This window comes from Mesonia sp. K4-1, from assembly GCF_008017825.1.
Classification (GTDB): domain Bacteria; phylum Bacteroidota; class Bacteroidia; order Flavobacteriales; family Flavobacteriaceae; genus Mesonia.
On sequence record NZ_VRLS01000052.1, the window covers coordinates 35,442 to 52,253 of the forward strand.

At 34.9% G+C, this 16,812-nt stretch carries 13 protein-coding genes; 10 read left to right on the plus strand and 3 right to left on the minus strand.

Going from position 1 to position 16,812, the window contains the following annotated elements:
- Nucleotides 1-36: 36 nt before the first annotated feature.
- Nucleotides 37-1,698: a gliding motility lipoprotein GldJ gene (gene gldJ, locus FT986_RS08305; RefSeq protein WP_147864676.1), complete on the minus strand. Its 1,662-nt coding sequence runs from the start codon at nucleotides 1,696-1,698 to the stop codon at nucleotides 37-39.
- Between the two features lie 212 nt (nucleotides 1,699-1,910).
- Between gldJ and porU the strand changes: the two genes are divergently transcribed.
- From porU to FT986_RS08355, 10 genes are all read left to right on the plus strand, one after another.
- Nucleotides 1,911-5,690: a type IX secretion system sortase PorU gene (porU, locus tag FT986_RS08310; RefSeq protein ID WP_147864677.1), complete on the plus strand. Its 3,780-nt coding sequence runs from the start codon at nucleotides 1,911-1,913 to the stop codon at nucleotides 5,688-5,690.
- 41 nt (nucleotides 5,691-5,731) lie between these two features.
- Entirely contained in the window at nucleotides 5,732-6,904 is a 1,173-nt protein-coding gene (gene porV, locus FT986_RS08315; RefSeq protein WP_147864678.1) for a type IX secretion system outer membrane channel protein PorV, read from the plus strand.
- An 83-nt stretch (nucleotides 6,905-6,987) separates the two neighbouring features.
- The gene (gene cdd, locus FT986_RS08320) at nucleotides 6,988-7,470 is read left to right on the plus strand and encodes a cytidine deaminase (RefSeq protein ID WP_147864679.1); all 483 of its coding nucleotides are present in this window, start codon (nucleotides 6,988-6,990) and stop codon (nucleotides 7,468-7,470) included.
- A 97-nt stretch (nucleotides 7,471-7,567) separates the two neighbouring features.
- The gene (pdhA, locus tag FT986_RS08325; RefSeq protein WP_111539411.1) at nucleotides 7,568-8,566 is read left to right on the plus strand and encodes a pyruvate dehydrogenase (acetyl-transferring) E1 component subunit alpha; all 999 of its coding nucleotides are present in this window, start codon (nucleotides 7,568-7,570) and stop codon (nucleotides 8,564-8,566) included.
- 5 nt (nucleotides 8,567-8,571) lie between these two features.
- Entirely contained in the window at nucleotides 8,572-10,278 is a 1,707-nt protein-coding gene (locus tag FT986_RS08330; RefSeq protein WP_147864680.1) for a pyruvate dehydrogenase complex dihydrolipoamide acetyltransferase, read from the plus strand.
- A 70-nt stretch (nucleotides 10,279-10,348) separates the two neighbouring features.
- A complete protein-coding gene (locus FT986_RS08335; RefSeq protein WP_147864681.1) occupies nucleotides 10,349-11,323 on the plus strand; it encodes a M28 family metallopeptidase in 975 nt (324 codons plus the stop codon).
- Between the two features lie 4 nt (nucleotides 11,324-11,327).
- Entirely contained in the window at nucleotides 11,328-12,017 is a 690-nt protein-coding gene (locus tag FT986_RS08340; RefSeq protein WP_147864682.1) for an SDR family oxidoreductase, read from the plus strand.
- Between the two features lie 8 nt (nucleotides 12,018-12,025).
- Nucleotides 12,026-12,622, plus strand: coding sequence for a SprT-like domain-containing protein (locus tag FT986_RS08345; protein WP_111539407.1), 597 nt, complete (start codon nucleotides 12,026-12,028; stop codon nucleotides 12,620-12,622).
- A gap of 5 nt (nucleotides 12,623-12,627) precedes the next feature.
- Nucleotides 12,628-13,713 carry a mannose-1-phosphate guanylyltransferase gene (locus FT986_RS08350; protein WP_147864683.1) on the plus strand — a complete coding sequence of 362 codons (1,086 nt, stop codon included), beginning with the start codon at nucleotides 12,628-12,630 and terminating at the stop codon, nucleotides 13,711-13,713.
- Nucleotides 13,714-13,721: 8 nt separating this feature from the next.
- Nucleotides 13,722-15,200 (plus strand): DUF389 domain-containing protein, encoded by a 1,479-nt coding sequence (locus FT986_RS08355; RefSeq protein ID WP_147864684.1) that lies wholly within the window; start codon nucleotides 13,722-13,724, stop codon nucleotides 15,198-15,200.
- Nucleotides 15,201-15,206: 6 nt separating this feature from the next.
- On the opposite strand, the gene FT986_RS08360 is transcribed toward FT986_RS08355, so the two are convergent.
- Both FT986_RS08360 and FT986_RS08365 read right to left on the minus strand, forming a co-directional pair.
- Entirely contained in the window at nucleotides 15,207-15,971 is a 765-nt protein-coding gene (locus tag FT986_RS08360; protein WP_147864685.1) for an ABC transporter ATP-binding protein, read from the minus strand.
- Complete coding sequence (locus tag FT986_RS08365) at nucleotides 15,971-16,708, minus strand: ABC transporter permease (protein WP_147864686.1); 738 nt, start codon at nucleotides 16,706-16,708, stop codon at nucleotides 15,971-15,973. Before FT986_RS08365 ends, FT986_RS08360 begins: the two co-directional genes overlap by 1 nt.
- Nucleotides 16,709-16,812: the final 104 nt, after the last annotated feature.

Sequence of the window (16,812 nt, forward strand, 5' to 3'; positions counted from 1 at the left end):
GGAAAGGGCTTTTTGTGATATGTGTAAATAATATAATTAGTCTCTAGCTCTTTTCCCTTTTTGAGATTTAGAACCTACTCTAGACATTGCATTTCTAAACCCGATATAATCTGTAGCCATATCTTGTGGGAAATATCTTCTTTGTGCAGGATCTAACCAATAAGCTCGATCTCTCCAAGAACCTCCTTTATAAACTCTAACTTCATTATCAATTAAGGTAGTTCTGTTAGCGTCTGTATCATATTGTCTATCCAATCCAGTAGCGTTACCAGTACTGTCTTTTTGTACATTTACTTTATGTTGAGGAGAGTTGTACATTCTAGTTTTATCACTTTCAGAGTAATCTCTACTTGAGCTAACATCACCATCTCTAAAGTCTCTATTGTCACTTTTTGAGAATTGAGTTCTTAAGTAAGTATCTTCAGAGGTTACTGGTTCTTGTGCGATTTCTCCAGGTAGAGCTCTTGCAATAATACTACCATTGCTTAATGTGTCAAAAATAATGCTGTCTGATTGTACAATTTTCACCGTACCATCTTTATTGATCGCATTTTTAGTATAAACGTTACCTCTATAGTAGTTAAAGTCATTAAACTCATCATCTACAATTGGTCGGTAAACATCGGCAACCCACTCGGCAACATTACCTGCCATATCGTAGATTCCAAAATCGTTTGGAGAGTAAGATTTGATTTCAGCAGTAATATCTGCTCCATCATCAGACCATCCAGCGATTCCACCGTAATCTCCATCACCTTGCTTAAAGTTAGCTAGCTGATCTCCTCTTTTTCTTCGACCACCATCTCTAGTGTATTGTCCATCCCAAGGATATTTTTTTCTACCTCTATATTTGTTGTACTCTCTTACTGAAGACATTCCTAAGGCTGCGTATTCCCACTCTGCCTCGGTTGGTAGTCTGTAAGCTGGTAATAATACACCATCTTTACGTTGTACATAGTTGTGAGTAGAATCTTGATCTACAACCTCTACAAGTCTTGCTGAAGCTCTTCCTCCTTTAGTTAAAGAATCGTTACCTCCATAAACTTTAGACGGAGCGTTGATGTACGTTTCTGAGTTGAATGTTGAGGCTGGGTCAGCTTTAAACCTTGCTCCTTTTGCTGTGTAACCTTTCTCCTCCAAAACCATTTCATTGACACGGTCTGTTCTCCATTTACTAAATTCTGTAGCTTGAATCCAGTTAACACCTACAACAGGATAGTTTTGATAGGCTGGGTGACGAAGGTAATTATTGGTCATAGTTTCATTATAACCTAATCTATTTCTCCATACTAAAGTATCTGGTAAAGCACCGTAATAAATATTTCTATATTTTTCTTCGGTTGGGTCGAAAGTGTACTTTAACCAATCTAAATATTGAAGATACATACGGTTAGTCACCTCTGTTTCGTCCATATAAAAAGACTGTACGTGCTGTTGAGTTGGCGTGTTGTTCCAATCATGCATTACATCATCTTGAACTTTACCCATTGTAAAAGTTCCTCCTTCTACGAATACTAAACCAGGTCCGGTTTCTTGCTCGTCGTAGTCGGTTTTGTATTTTAAATTACCATCTTTTCCATCGAGCCTCCATCCGGTTGCACGGGAATTGTCTTTGTAATCTTCAGAGTTGTTACATGCCGTAAAAGAAGCAGTTATAGCAATTAAAAAGATTGATTTAAAAACAGTTTTTAATCTCATATCACAGTAAGTTTGTAAATATTTTGGGCTTGCAATATAGTAATTAACGTGAAATTAACAAGTTTGTTTTGAAAATTTAGCAGATATATTACTTTTTTTTGCGTAATTCTTAAATAGATAAACGCCTAAAGCTTAAGAATCGTATGTTGATTATTTAATATATTTTTGAAAGCTGTAAATATACTACAATAATATATTTAACGTTTAATTTGATGATGAAGTATTTCTACATTTTATTTTTGATTGGTACTATAGCAGTTTCTGCCCAAGAAAGAACTATTTTAATACCAGATGATTTTCAAGAAAAATCAAATTTTTCAATTGATGATGACGCTAAGCAAATGACTTACAATTATCAATGGAAAGAAAATGGATCTATTAATAACTACCAAGTTAAAAGTGTATCCTATGAGTCTAATGAAAAAATAGATTTGAATAGGATAGATAAGAAATTAATCCCGTCCGTTCCAAAAGTGAAGCTTGTAAATTCTATAGCTAGAGATGATAGTTATTTTGTAGCTTCTGTAAATCCTTTAGTGAATCAAAACGGTCAAATAAAACGAATTTCTTCTATTACGATTTCTTACACTAAGTTGTCTGGTCGGCCATCATCTGTTTCCAACACGCCTTCGATATCTAATTCTGTTCTAGCTTCTGGGGAATGGGCTAGATTTTATGTGCCGAAAACGGGAGTGTATAAACTTTCTAAAACCTTTTTAAATAGTCTCGGGGTTGATTTATCTAATCCTAATTCTATAAAAATATATGGACATGGAGGAGAAATGCTTCCGTTAAGAAATAATGAAAATGAATTTTATGATATTCCACAAATCTCTATTCAGGTTATAGGGGGGGAAGACGGTAGTTTTGATGGAGGCGATTATATTTTATTCTACGGAACTGCTGTGCATAATAAATGGAGTGATGAAAATGAAACTACACAGAATTTGTATGCAGATCGCTCTTACTATTATATAACCTCTGGCGGAAATAATGGATTGCGGGTTTCTGGTTATATAGCACCTACAGGTAGTGCGCAAGTGAACATCAATACTTTTGATGATGAGCAAGTGTATGAAGTTGATGAATATAGTATAGCTAAAGCTGGAAGAAAATGGTTTGGAGATCGCTTTGATGTCGAGAATGAGAAATCTTATGAGTTTACATTTAAAAATCTTGTAACCTCAGAACCCGTACAAATTATAGGTAATGTGGTTGCGGCTTCCGAAAGTTCTACCATGATGAATGTTTCAGTTAACGGGCAAAGTTTAATTGATCTAAATTTTTCTACGATTAGTGATGATATTTACGGAAGAAGTTCTGCTATTAATGAAGTAATAAATGTAAGTGGGGACGAAATTACGATAGACTTAGTTTATAATAATTCGGGGAACCCTTCTAGTTTAGCTTATTTAGATTTTTTGCGGGTTCAGGCTAAACGTTCATTAATTGCGGATAACACCCAGATGCAATTTACTTATAATGATGCAGCGACTACCTCGGGAATTGGAGAGTATGTAATTCAAAATACTGGGTCTATTTCACAAATCTGGGATATTACTAACAGAGATAATGTAAAGTCTATTTCTAATTCACAAAATGCTAATACTTTAAATTTTAAGGCTGTGATGGGGGAGAGAAGAGAGTATGTTGCTATTTCAGATAACGATTTATATACTCCACTCAAAGAGGCAGATGCATCCGTAGCAAATGTTAACTTAAAAGGGAATGTGTTTAGAGATAGTCAAGGTAATTTTCAAGATTTAGATTATTTGATTGTGACTAATCAAGATTTATTGAATCAAGCTAATCGTTTAGCTCAATTCCGTAAAGATCGTGATGGGTTAGCGGTAAAAGTAGTGTTGGTGGATGATATTTATACAGAATTTAATTCAGGTAAACAAGATATTGGAGCTATTCGGAATTTTGTAAAGTATATATATGACAATGCTTCTAGTCCGGCTAAGCGTATTAAATATTTAGGACTTTTTGGCGATGCATCCGTAGATTATAAAAATAGATTAGAGAATAACAATAATATTGTACCTACATTTCAAAATTTATATAGTCTTGGAGTGAGTACATCTTCAGCGGCATCAGATGATTTTTTTGGGATGATGGATCCTCAAGAAGGTAATATGATCTCCCAGGATAAATTAGATATTGCCGTAGGAAGAATTTTAGCGGATACACCGGAGCTTGGAAAAATATGGGTAGATAAAATTATAGGTTACGAGGATGCAGAGTCCTATGGGAGTTGGCGTAATAATTTTGTCTTGATTTCAGATGATGCCGATGAATCGGGTTCTGGGGGATATGGCTTACAGGTGCAATTAGATGCTTTGGGGGATGATATTTCCGCAAATAAACCTTTTATTAATGTAAAGAAAATACATAGTGATGCTTATGAGCAAGTTTCTAGCTCGGGTGGCTTTAGGTACCCTCAGGTAAATGAGGAAATAGCGAATGCCGTAGAGGTGGGTACAAGTGTAATTAATTATTTGGGTCATGGGAACGAAAATGGATTAGCTTCAGAACGTCTGGTTACTATTCAAGATATAGAAAGTTGGCAGAATGAAAATAAATACAACCTATTTATAACTGTAACCTGTGATTTCACACGTTTTGATAATCCGTTAAGGCTTTCCCCAGGAGAGGTAAATCTTTTTAAAGAAAAAGGAGGGTCGGTAGCGATGGTGACCACGACCCGTTCTATAGGTGTAACTACAGGGGTGACTTTCAATAATGATTTTGCTCCTTTCTTATTTAATTATAGTGGAGGAGACGACAGTATTGCTGAAGCCGTAAGAAAAGGAAAAAATACTCTTGGAGGAGGGGGAAGGGTTATTTTTTATATGGGCGACCCTGCGATGAAACTTCAACTGCCAGATCCTCAAATTAATTTAACAGCTATAAATGATGTGCCTATTTCGCAATCTATTGATACACTTAAAGCATTAGATTACGTTAAAGTAGCTGGAGAGGTGGTAAATCCAGGAGGTGGGGTTTTGACTAATTATAATGGAGAATTATCTACCATAATTTTTGATAAAAGAATAGACAGGCAAACTTTAGGAAATGATGGTACATCCGATAGTAATAATAACCTTTTAGTTATGGATTTCACTACGTTAGGTGAAATTATTTTTAGGGGAAGAGCCTCGGTAACCAACGGTAAATTTGAATTCGATTTTGTAGTCCCAAAAGACATAGCAATTCCTGTAGGGAATGGTCGAATTAGCTTTTATGCTGAAAAAGAAAATGAGTTAGAGGATAATAAAGGGTATAATAATGACATTTTAGTAGGGGGTATTAATGAAGATGCTCCAGAGGATAATATAGGACCTCAAATAAAACTTTATATGAATGATGAAAGTTTTGTGTCTGGCGGAGTGACTAACTCATCACCATTTTTATTAGCAAAGTTAGAAGATGAAAATGGAATAAATACGGCCAGTGGTATAGGTCACGATTTGGTAGCAATATTGGATGGCGATGAGACAAACCCTTTTGTGGTCAATGATTATTATGAAACCGAGCTCGATGATTATATGCGCGGAAATGTAAATTATAAATTGAGAGATTTAGAAGAGGGGTTACATACACTTACTTTTAAAGCCTGGGATGTTTATAATAATTCTAGCACAGCAGAAATTCAATTTGTGGTTGCGGGAGATGAAGATTTAAAAATCACCAACGTTTTAAATTATCCTAATCCATTCCATAATTATACAGAGTTTTGGTTTAACCACAACAGACCTTTTGAGCTATTAGATGTGCAAGTACAGGTATTTACCGTTACCGGTAAAGTGGTTTGGACGAGAAACCAACAAATAAATACGAAAGGGTTTTTATCTAGAGAAATCACCTGGAATGGAAAAGATGACTTTGGAGATGCGATAGGAAAAGGAGTGTATATTTATAAATTAACGGTTAAATCTATGCTAACCAATAAGAAAGTAGAGAAATTTGAAAAGCTGGTTATTCTATAACTCGAATAAAACTATATATTTGCAAACATTTAAGAAATCATATGAAAAAGATAACAATATTCCTTTTAGGAGCTATTACATTATTTAGTTACAAAGCAAACGCACAAAGTGAAACTGAAGCCCCTGGTATTTCAGACCGAGTAATTACTACAGGTGTTCCGTTTTTGTTAATCTCTGGAGATGCTCGAGCGTCTGGTTTAGGGGATCAAGGGGTGGCTACACCGGTAGATGCTTACTCTCAACAATGGAATCCAGCAAAATATGCTTTCGCGGAAAAACAACAAGGGGTGGGACTTTCTTACGTTCCTTATTTAAGAGAGTTAGTAACCGATATTAATTTAGGAGTATTAACTTACTATAATCGCTTTAGTGAACGTAGTGCAGTATCTGCTAGTTTGCGTTATTTTGGTCAAGGTGAAATCGAGTTAAGAGAAACACCAGATCAAGCACCAAGAGTAGTTGAGCCTAATGAATTAGGTCTTGATGTTTCTTATGCCTTGCGTCTAGGAGAAGAGATTTCGATGGCAGTAACAGGGCGTTATATTCGTTCAGATTTAAAAATACCAGGGATTAATGGAGATGCAAGTGCTGCTAATTCTTTTGGAGTAGATATTTCTGCTTTTTACCAAAGTGAAGAAATTGCTTATAGCGATTTCAACGGTCGTTGGAGAGGGGGAGTTAATATTTCTAATATTGGTCCAAAACTTAAATATGATGATGCTGGTTCAGAAAATTTTATTCCGACTAATTTTAAAGCTGGAGCAGGATTCGATTTTATTCTAGATGCTTCTAATACTATTGGAGCTTATGGAGAATTTAATAAATTATTAGTGCCAACACCGAGCGATTCTAATGGAGATAATTTAATTAATGCTGAAGATGATTGGTATAATGAAAGTTCTTTTGGGGCAGTTTTCTCTTCTTGGGGAGATGCACCAGATGGATTTAGTGAAGAGCTAAAAGAAATTACTTGGTCGTTAGGAGCAGAGTATTGGTATGAAGATAGTTTTGCTTTTCGTTTAGGGTATTTTAATGAAAGTGAAGAAAAAGGATTTAGAAAATTCTTAACCTTAGGAGCAGGTTTTAAATATTCAATTACACAAATAGATGTTTCTTACTTATTTTCAACTTCAAAAGCAGTTGCTAATCCATTAGAAGGAACTTTAAGATTTAGTTTATCGTTCAATTTTGGAGAAGATTACAGTGAATATTAATAACATTCTTTAAGATAGTTTTAAAATGCCGAATTACAATTCGGCATTTTTTTGCTTTATATTGTTCCGCCTAAAAAAGTGTAATGAAAGAAAAGAAAATTATAACGACCGTTCAGGTTTTTGAATCGATTGATGAATTACCAAAAGATGCTCAAGCCTTAATGATGGAGGCTCAAAAAATAAGAGAAAAAGCTTATGCTCCTTATTCTAATTTTTTAGTGGGAGCAGCTTTACGACTCGACGACAATACCATAGTAACGGGAAGTAATCAAGAAAATGCTGCTTACCCTTCAGGTTTGTGTGCAGAGCGTACAGCAATTTACTATGCTGGTTCTCAGCATCCCAACAAAAAAATTAATTCTATGGCTATATGTGTAAAATCACCACAAAAGGTAATTACACAACCCACACCTCCTTGTGGTGCTTGTAGGCAAGCTATAGCAGAATATGAGGTAAAGCAACAACAGCCTATAGAAATTTATTTTATGGGGGAAAAAGGAAATGTAATCAAAGCAAAAGCATTGTTAGACCTCTTACCTTTGGCTTTTGATGCAAGTTTTTTGTAATTTTAAATTATAAAGCACTAAAGTGTTTTTCCTTTAGTAGTTATTATATTATTTTTGCTTCTCGCTAAAAATGGCTTAGCGATAAAATTAAATTTTCATGAGAGAAATCACCAAAGAAACTTACCTTAAATGGTATGAAGATATGTTGTTTTGGCGCAAGTTTGAAGACAAGCTAGCGCAAGTATATATTCAACAAAAAGTACGTGGATTTTTGCACTTATATAACGGTCAAGAAGCAATTTTGGCTGGTGCTTTACATGCGATGGACTTAGAGAAAGATAGGATGATTACCGCATACCGTAATCACGTTCAGCCTATTGGTATGGGCGTAGATCCTAGAAGAGTAATGGCAGAGCTTTACGGAAAAAAAACAGGAACATCTCAAGGTTTGGGAGGTTCTATGCATATTTTTTCTAAAGAACACCGTTTTTATGGTGGTCATGGTATTGTAGGTGGTCAAATTCCTTTAGGTGCAGGAATGGCTTTTGGAGATAAATACTTTAAGAGAGATAATGTAACGCTAACCTTTTTTGGAGATGGAGCTGCAAGACAAGGTACTTTACACGAAGCCTTCAATATGGCAATGAACTGGAAATTACCAGTAGTTTTCTGTGTAGAAAACAATGGTTATGCTATGGGAACTTCCGTAAAGAGAACTTCTAACCACGAAGATATCTGGAAGTTAGGTTTAGGCTATGAAATGCCTTGCGGACCTGTAGATGCGATGAATCCAGAAAAAGTAGCAGAAGCGATGGATGAAGCTATCGAAAGAGCTAGAACTGGAGGAGGACCTACTTTTTTAGACTTAAAAACTTATCGTTATAGAGGTCACTCTATGAGTGATGCTCAAAAATATAGAACTAAAGATGAGGTAAAGGAATATCAAAAAATTGATCCTATTACTCAAGTTTTAGATAAAATTAAAGAGAACGATTGGGCAACCGATGAAGAAATAAAAACGATAGATAAACGCGTAAAAGATTTAGTAAGCGAATGTGAGAAATTCGCAGATGAATCTGAATATCCATCAACGAGTTTGATGTACGATGCGGTTTACGAACAAGAAGATTACCCTTTCACTCCTCATAAAATATAATTCTTATGGCAGAAGTAATTAAAATGCCTCGATTAAGTGACACCATGGAAGAAGGTACGGTGGCACAATGGCTTAAGCAAGAAGGTGACAAAGTTGAAGAAGGAGATATTCTTGCTGAGATTGAAACCGATAAAGCTACCATGGAGTTTGAGTCTTTTCATGAGGGAGTCTTACTTCATATTGGGGTTGCTGAAGGTGATACCGCTCCGGTAGATCAATTGTTAGCAATTATAGGAGAAGAAGGAGAAGATATTTCAGATTTGATCAATGGTGATGATTCTGCTAAAGCGGATAAAAAAGAGGAAAAGAAAGACGATAAAGAATCTTCTAAAAAGGAAGAGGAATCTGAAAAAGAAAACGATAAATCAGAAGCGACAGAAGAATCTGAAAATAAATCAGAGGATGATGACACTAATGAAATTCCAGAAGGTGTAGAGGTTATAAAAATGCCTCGATTAAGTGACACCATGGAAGAAGGTACCGTGGCAACTTGGTTAAAGCAAGAAGGTGATCAGGTAGAAGAAGGAGATATTTTAGCCGAAATAGAAACCGATAAAGCAACCATGGAGTTTGAGTCTTTCTATGAAGGAACTTTACTTCACATTGGTGTAGCCGAAGGTGAAACTGCTGCAGTTGATTCCGTTTTAGCTGTTATAGGACCAGAAGGGACTGATGTTTCTGCTGTTCTCAACAATAACAGTGGAGGTGCTCAAAAATCTTCAAGCAGTAAAAAAGACAATTCAGCTAAAGAATCTAAAAGTGATTCTGAAGAGAAAGAATCTTCAGAGGTGCAACATGAAGATGAAAGTGGAGACAGAATTTTTGCTTCTCCATTAGCTAAAAAAATGGCTGCCGATAAAGGTATTGATTTAGGGAAGGTAAAAGGTTCTGGTGAAAACGGTCGTATCGTTAAAAAAGATATCGAGAACCATAAACCACAACAGCAAGAAGCTTCCGCGAAAGCAAAATCAGAACCTGCTACTAAAACCGAAAATGAAAGTAAGGTTGAGGCTTATATGCCAGCAGGAGAAGAAAGTTTTGAGGAGATTAAAAATTCTCAAATGCGCAAAACTATAGCTAAACGTTTAGGAGAATCTAAATTTACAGCGCCACACTACTACTTAACGGTAGAAGTGAATATGGAAAACGCTATACTTTCTCGAAAGCAAATTAATGCGATCCCAGATACTAAAGTATCTTATAACGATATGGTGATCAAAGCTTCTGCAATTGCATTGAGAAAACACCCACAAGTGAACTCGCAATGGACAGGTGATGCTACTAAAATTGCTAAGCATATTCATATAGGAGTAGCTGTGGCTGTAGATGAAGGTTTGGTAGTACCAGTACTTAATTTTGCTGACCAAATGAGTATGACTCAAATTGGAGGAAATGTAAAAGATCTCGCAGGAAAGGCGCGTAATAAAAAGTTGCAACCTAAAGAAATGGAAGGAAGTACTTTTACCGTTTCTAACTTAGGGATGTTTGGAATTACAGAGTTTACCAGTATTATTAATCAGCCTAATTCAGCTATTTTATCTGTTGGTGCTATTGTAGAAAAGCCAGTAGTGAAAGATGGACAAATTGTGGTTGGTAATACGATGAAAGTAACTTTGGCTTGTGATCATAGAACCGTAGATGGTGCTACAGGAGCAAAATTCTTAGAAACTTTAAAACGTTATTTAGAAAATCCAGTAACCATGTTGGCCTAACCCACATTACTGTTTTATAAAACCTTAAAAATCCCGCTCTAAAAAGCGGGATTTTTTTATCTTTAGCCTTATGAGAAAAATAGTATATATAATCGTTTTCGTTGCGATTTCGGCTTGTGGACAGCATCAAGGAAAGGAAAAAGTGGATTCATCAACATCTTCTAAAAATTACAATTTCCAAGAAGCTGAAATTAAAAAATCACTTCAAGTTTTAAGTTCAGATGAATTAAAAGGAAGAAGTACTGGTAGCGAAGGGATAGAAGCGGCAGCTTCTTATGCAGAAGATATTTTTAAAAACTACCAATTAAAACCTTATTTTGAAAGTTACCGAGATAGTTTTGCGGTAAAGGGAAAAACGGGATACAATATGGTTGCTTTTAAAGAAGGAACAGATCCTCAATTAAAAAATGAGATTATTGTGTTGGGGGCTCATTACGATCATATTGGTGTAGAAACACAAAGTAAGAGAATTATAGATAACGATTCTATTGCCAATGGGGCGAATGATAATGCGGCAGGTAGCGTAGCGGTTTTAGAAATGGCTAAGTATTTTGCAAATAAAGAGACGAAAAGAAGTCTCATGTTTGTGCTTTTTTCAGCTGAAGAGATGGGGCTTTTGGGTTCTAAACATTTAGCAAAGCGACTAAAAGAAGAAAAAGCACCTGTCTATTTTATGCTTAATTTTGAGATGATCGGGGTTCCGCTGCCACATCAAGATTATCTGGCTTATCTCACAGGCTTTGAGAATTCTACTTTAGCTGAGCGTTTTAATGAAGAAACGGGGAAAAATACCTTTGGTTTCTTTGAGAAAGCAAAATCCTTTCAACTGTTCAAACGAAGTGATAATTATCCCTTTTATGAAGAACTAAATGTTCCTGCACAGACGTTGTGTACATTCGATTTTTCTAACTATCCTTACTATCACCATGTAGATGATGAAATGGAATTTTTAGACACTACACATATGGAGAATTTATTAAAAGAAGTGGTGATAGGAATCGAAGCATTAGCTAATGAGAATGAAAAAACGATACAGTTAAAATAAAAGAATGAGCAAAAAAAGAATAATTGTTACAGGTACAAGTAGAGGAATAGGTTTAGAACTAGTGCAGATTCTTGCTAATGAAGGACATGAAATTTTAGCGCTTTCGCGGAATGAAAAACCAGTTAAAGATTTACAGCATGCTCATATTCATAGCTTTCCTTTTAATTTAAATGAAGAAGAAGATCTTCATAAAGTAAGCGAGTTTGTGGAGAAAGAATGGGATGGAAGTTTAGATGTTCTTATTCATAATGCAGGAAGTTTGGTGAATAAACCCTTCGAAGAAATTTCAGCTAAAGAACTCATGACTGTTTATCAAACCAATGTATTTGGTGTTTTTCAGCTTTCACAACAATTGGTAGGGAAAATGTCCAAAAACGGACATGTAGTGACCATAAGCAGTATGGGCGGAGTACAAGGGAGTATGAAGTTTGCAGGCTTGTCGGCTTATAGTTCTAGTAAAGCTGCTGTAATTAATCTTACCGAATTACTTGCAGAAGAATACAAAGAAAACGGACCTAGTTTTAATGTGTTGGCTTTAGGAGCGGTACAAACCGAAATGTTACAAGAAGCATTTCCTGGTTATGAAGCGCCAACTTCTGCTAACGAAATGGCTCAATATATAGCAGATTTTTCCCTTAACGGAAATAAATATTACAATGGTAAAATGCTTCAGGTTTCTAATTCTACTCCTTAAATAGATTCATGCAACAGGTGTTAGCTAAATATCTCCCAGAGCGAGCTGTACAGCCTTTGTTTCAGTTAATCGAAAATCATGCAATTCATTTAAAGATTGTAAATGAACGCAAAACGCGGCACGGTGATTACCGCCAGATGGGTCAAGTGCATCAAATTACAATCAATGCCAATTTAAATAAGTATAGGTTTTTAATTACTTTGGTTCACGAGATTGCTCATTTAGTAGCTTTTCAAAAGTATGGAAGATTTATAAAACCCCATGGGAAGGAATGGAAACATACCTTTCAACAATTAATGCTACCTTTATTAAATCCGTCTATATTTCCGTCAAGGTTATTACCATTATTAGCAAGACATTTTAAAAACCCAACGGCGAGTAGTGATACCGATGCTGTTTTATCTGTAGCATTAAAAGAATACGATCCCACTAGTGATAAAAACTATATATTTGAAATTCCTATGGGAAGCACTTTTAGAATTCCTAATGGGAAAATATTTAAGAAAGGAAAAAAAAGAGTGAAGCGCTATGAGTGCTTAGAAATGGAAAGTGGAAAAGTTTATATTTTTCAACCTAATGCTCAAGTAGAATTAATAAAAGTTTGAAATTGATGGATAATAAAAATTATTTTGCAGTATTAATGGCAGGAGGCGTAGGTTCTCGTTTTTGGCCAGTAAGTAAGAAAAGCTATCCTAAGCAATTTCACGATATGTTAGGAACGGGAGAAACGCTTATTCAAAAAACCTTTTCTAGATTAGAAAAACTAATACCTGCAGAAAATATATACATCTTAACTAACGAATTGTATGATGACTTAGTTAGAGAGCAATTACCAAAAGTACAAGATCATCAAATTGTTTTAGAACCTTCTATGAACAACACCGCGCCTTGTATTTTATTATCTTCTCTAAAGGTTCAAAAAGAGAATCCAGATGCAGTGATGATCGTAGCTCCTTCAGATCACTGGATAGAAGATGAAGATGCTTTTATTGAGAATGTACAAACTACTTTTGATGCTTGCCAAAGAGATCAAAGCTTATTAATGACCTTAGGGATTCAACCTACATTTCCCCATACTGGTTATGGGTATATTCAATATCAAGAACAAGAGGCAACACCTATAAAAAAGGTAACCAATTTTACCGAGAAGCCAGATTATGCGACGGCAAAATCTTTTTTACAACAAGGAAACTATGTATGGAATGCGGGTATCTTTATTTGGAGTGTAAAGGCAATTACTGCTGCTTTTCAAAACTGTTTACCAGATATGTATTCGCTTTTCGCGGAAGGAATTAAAGATTATAATACCGCTACCGAAAAGCAATTTATAGAAGAGAATTATTCCAAGTCAGAGAATATATCTATTGATTATGGGATTATGGAAAAATCTGAACACGTCTCCGTCTTACCCGCAAAATTTGATTGGAACGATTTAGGATCTTGGGGTTCTCTTTACGATAAATTAGAAAAGGACGAAGCTAAAAACGTAGTCGTTAATGCTCAATCCTACATTGAAAATTCTACTGGGAATATCATAAGAACTACTAAAGGAAAAACAGTGGTGCTTAAAGATCTAAATGATTATATTGTGGTAGAAAATGAAGAGGTTTTACTTATTTGTCCTAAGAAAGACGAACAAGAAATTAAAGTGTTGAGAAATTCCGTAAAGGAAAAATTTGGAGACGAACTTATTTAATTTAGTACTTGGAAGAAAACAATACACATACCAATCCAGCAGAGGAGAGTCAAAAAGAAATCGTTAAACGAGATTTAAAGGGAACTTTCAATAGCCTCAAACAGTTTCTAAAAGATCTGTTAGATATAAGAACAGATACCGATAGGGATTCTACTATAGAAGCTGTAAAGAAAGACATTACCTTTAAGGGGCATAATGCTTGGATTCTTATCTTCTCTATTTTTGTCGCATCAATAGGGCTAAATGTAAGTAGTACTGCCGTAGTGATTGGAGCGATGTTAATCTCCCCTCTTATGGGACCAATCGTGGGGATGGGGCTATCTGTTGCTATTAATGATGTAGATATGCTTAGGCGTTCTCTTATTAACTTAGGAGTGATGGTGGTTTTGAGTGTGCTTACCGCATTCTTATACTTTCTAATTTCTCCGTTAAACGGAAGTAATGCCGAATTAGAAGCAAGAACATATCCTACTATTTTAGATGTTCTCGTAGCTATTTTTGGTGGTTTGGCACTTATTGTAGCTAAAACTAAAAAGGGGACGATAGCGAGTGTAATCTTTGGGGTTGCGATTGCTACCGCTTTAATGCCTCCTTTATGTACTGTAGGCTATGGTTTGGCTCAAGGCAGCTGGTCGGATGCTGGTGGAGCTCTTTACTTATTTTCTATTAATGCTACTTTTATTGCACTTTCAACCTTTGTAGTATCTAAATTATTAGGCTTTCCATTGGTGAAATATGCCAATTCTAAGCGAAGAAGGTTTATTGCCCAAATGGCTTCGGCGATTGCGATTATAGTTATGGTTCCTAGTATTTATTTGTTTTACAATATGCTAAAGGAGTCTTACTTTAAGCAAGATGCCCAAGAATTTGTAGAGGAGGAATTGATGATTTATAAAGAGTCTTTTCTTCAAAAGAATTCGACGATTGCTACTTTTGATGGTGGAAACGATCCTAAAATTGAAGTATCTTTCTTAGGAAAAGAAATTCCTAATTCTGTCATAAGCTTATGGAGGGAGAAAATGAAGAGGTATCCTAATTTAAAAAATACTTCACTTATTATTCTTCAAAATGAGAATACAGAATCTTACGATCAGTTAGAGTATATGAAAGAGTTTAAAAGACGAGACTCCTTAAATATTCTCAATAAAGATGAGCGTATTGCTTATTTGGAAGATGAGGTTTCTAAATTAGCTAGATTTAGTAAGAATGAAATTCCGTTTCAGCAAATTAGTAAAGAAGCTCAGTTAAATTATGAAGACATTCGGGCCTTTGGTTATGCACAAAAAATAATTTCAGATTTCAATAAAGTTGATACTATCCCAGAATTTAATGTAGTTTGGAATGATAGTATAACTAAAGAAAAGAGAAATAAAGATGAGGTTAAGTTAAAAAGGTGGCTTCAGTTTAAATTAAGTTTAGATACTATTTCTATGCAATCGAGTATAGAGAAAGTTTCACCTAAAAAATCAGCGAAAGCTAAAAGTTAAATAACTTTAAAGACCTTGTAATTGCGCTTTTCTAACTTTTTGAAACAAATCTGATGAGTATACAAAACTAGTTAGAGATTCATTATCGGTTTTATAGATAATGCTTTTATCTCCCTGCCATTCTAGTCTACCATCTTTTAAGAAAACTATATTTTCACCAATTTCTAACACCGAGTTCATATCATGGGTGTTTATCACGGTAGTAATGTTATTCTCTTTAGTTATTTCGTGAATAAGATTGTCAATTAAAATTGCAGTTTTAGGGTCTAAACCAGAGTTAGGTTCATCACAAAAAAGATATTGAGGTTTATTTACAATGGCTCTAGCAATAGCAACTCTTTTTTGCATTCCTCCACTAATTTCAGAAGGGAACTTATTATCTACCTTAAGTAGATCTACACGATCAAGAACTTCTCTAACGCGTTCCATTCTTTGTTCTTTACGTTGTTTGGTGAACATTTTTAAGGGAAACATCACATTTTCGGCAACACTCATAGAGTCAAACAAGGCGCTACCTTGAAAAACCATTCCCATTTTCTTTCTAAGTTCTCTTTGCTGCTCTTTATCTAAAGTAGAGTACGCTTTCCCATCATACTCAATTGTACCATCGGTAGGAAGTATTAGTCCTAATAAGCACTTTAAAAATACTGTTTTTCCTGCTCCAGATTGACCAATAATAAGATTGGTTTTTCCTTGAATGAATTCAGTATCTATACCTTTTAGAATTTCTTCTCCGCTAAAGCTTTTATGTAAATTTTTTACTTTTATCATTAGCTTAGTAATAATTGAGTGAGTACATAATTGGCGATAATCAAAATGACGCTAGTCCACACAAAGGAAGTGGTACTAGCTTGTCCTACCTCTAAGGCTCCTCCTTTCATATAATAACCATGATAAGAAGGTACGGTCGCTAAAATAAGAGCAAAGATGAAACTTTTTATAAAAGCATAAGCTAAATGAAAAGGTATAAAATCGTTTTGTAAGCCTTCTAAAAATTGATCACTCGCTACAAATCCTCCCATTACACCAGCCATATATGCTCCTCCAATCCCTACGAACATAGCGATAGAAATAACAAAAGGATATAATAACATAGCTACGATTTTGGGCAACACTAGATAATTTAGTGAGTTAATACCCATGACTTCTAAGGCATCAATTTGTTCGGTTACACGCATAGTTCCTATACTAGAAGTAATGTAAGAGCCTACTTTTCCTGCCATAATGATAGAAATAAAAGTAGGGGCAAATTCTAAAATAATAGATTGTCTTGCTGTAAAACCAATTAAACTTTTTGGTATTAAAGGGTTGTTTAAGTTTAAAGCTGTTTGAATTGTAACAACTCCACCAATAAAGAATGATATGAATATAACAATACCCATAGAATTGATAATAAGATCATCAACTTCTTTAAAGATTAATGTTTTAAGCACCGAAGGTTTTGTCATCCTTCTAAAGATGTCTTTTAACATTATAAAATACTCACCAATATCGTGAAGGTACCTCATTCAAATATATTTTTTGTAAATCTAAAATAGAATACCCAAAAACAAAAGTATTTAACTTACAATTAATTTTAAATCCTTTTAACATGTGTATTTTTGTGTTTTTA